Below are 1631 nucleotides of genomic sequence, written 5' to 3' on the forward strand. Positions count from 1 at the left end.
TTCACGAGGATTACGCCAAAGTTGGGATACCCATGTTACCGGTAGTAGCCGGTGAAGAGGTTACTGTTCGTCAAATCTGGTATTACACCTTATTAGTCGTCCCCACTTCCCTATTGTTGATCTATCCCTTAGGAGAATCGGGAGTGGTTTATGGCATAGTTGCTATTCTTTTGGGCAGTATTTTTATCAAAAAAGCATGGTTGCTGCTTCAGGAACCTAAAGACAATCAACTTGCCCGGTCTATGTTTAAGTACTCAATTCTCTATATGATGTTATTGTGTACCGGTATCGTAGTGGATAGCTTACCGATGACCAGGGAAATTACTGCAACTGTAGCAGAGAATTCCCAAGTTTTGATTCAAGCAATTTCTACAGTATTGGAGCAGGTAAGTATTAACTTAGTTTAAGGTGTTTGCTGGTAAGCGATCAGCGATCAGCAATCAGCTATTAGCAAATAGGGTTGGTGAGTTAGCTCTGAGGTATAGCGATTCGCCAACCCTATTGAGATTTATACTCTAGGGAGCCTAAATCAATTGTGAGAATTTTTGTTCCCTGTTCCCTTTGCTATCCTACTTACCGCCGTAGTAAAAAGCCATCTGGACGCGGAAAATTTGTGGGTCATAACACCTAAAATTGGAGGGTTATGACTCCTATTTTTTTTGCCGCCCTATGCTGTCGGTTATAAGAGTGACTGTGCTATTAGGCATGGTCGGTGGAACATATTTGGCGATATGACCATCATGTGTTGTAAAAATTGGTATTATGGGCGATAAACAGCTAGGCAAGTCAATTGTTCTGTGTGTGGTACTTGGTCTCATTACTGTAATTCTGCACTTGGTACTTGGTCTTTTATGTGTGTGGTACTTGGTCTCATTACTGTCAATAATATAATTACGGGTTCCACCTGAAACCACGGTGAGATATAAGACTCAGTATCTTTGTGTTCAGTCGTTGGAACTGGGTTCTAGTTCTGCCCAATGATTGTCTAGTGTTTTGGGTTGATCAGATTCAATTTCCCCCCAACCATAATTTGCAGCTATTCGTTGTTTGACCTCTAAATAGCACTCCAAATTATGGGTGGTTTTTGCGTTACCGTGGCAGATTACAGTGTTTGCTGGCTTTTCGTGTTTAAGCGAAATTGATCGCACCGGCTCTGATTAGTTCATCCAATGTTTCAATCATCCGTTGGTAGTCAATTTTGCCATCATCGTCTAAGAACCACGATTCATAAGACTGGCCTGTGTTTTTTAGTAGTTTGGCCTGCTCACGTTTCCAGCTCAAAAACTGTGCATGGGTTTTAAATGTGAACTCTGATAGACTAAATTCACTTTACTTACCCCCGTAGTAAAAAGCAATCTCTTTGTCTTTAAGAGGGATAAAATCAGCATCGAGCAGCATTTGATTGAGTTCTGCTTGAGAGATATGCTTCGCTCCAATCCGCACAATTCTTGATCTCATGGTATTGCTGACACCGCTTCGTTGCCGTTGAGCTTCCAATCCCATCACTTGGTTGTAAAGGTCTAACTTAGCTTTGGGGATTGGCGAGCCATCTAAATCAATTCCCTTTGCGATCGCGTCATCAACCGCATCAGCACCTGTAGTGGTTTGAGTCTGGGAATTACTTTCGGTAG

The 1631-nt window shown here is 42.0% G+C and carries 3 protein-coding genes; 1 reads left to right on the forward strand and 2 read right to left on the reverse strand.

The genetic code is table 11. The features are described from left to right. A partial coding sequence (locus tag F6K38_RS41420) for a UbiA family prenyltransferase (RefSeq protein ID WP_287360658.1) occupies positions 1-407 on the forward strand: 407 nt, incomplete at its 5' end. Positions 408-1128: 721 nt separating this feature from the next. On the opposite strand, the gene F6K38_RS41425 is transcribed toward F6K38_RS41420, so the two are convergent. Both F6K38_RS41425 and F6K38_RS41430 read right to left on the reverse strand, forming a co-directional pair. After that, entirely contained in the window at positions 1129-1281 is a 153-nt protein-coding gene (locus tag F6K38_RS41425) for a hypothetical protein (protein WP_008186876.1), read from the reverse strand. A gap of 48 nt (positions 1282-1329) precedes the next feature. Then, positions 1330-1631: small RNA NsiR4-regulated ssr1528 family protein (locus F6K38_RS41430; protein WP_287360660.1), on the reverse strand; the 302-nt coding region annotated here is incomplete at its 5' end.

The sequence above is a fragment of the Moorena sp. SIO3B2 genome (assembly GCF_010692525.1).
Classification (GTDB): domain Bacteria; phylum Cyanobacteriota; class Cyanobacteriia; order Cyanobacteriales; family Coleofasciculaceae; genus Moorena; species Moorena producens.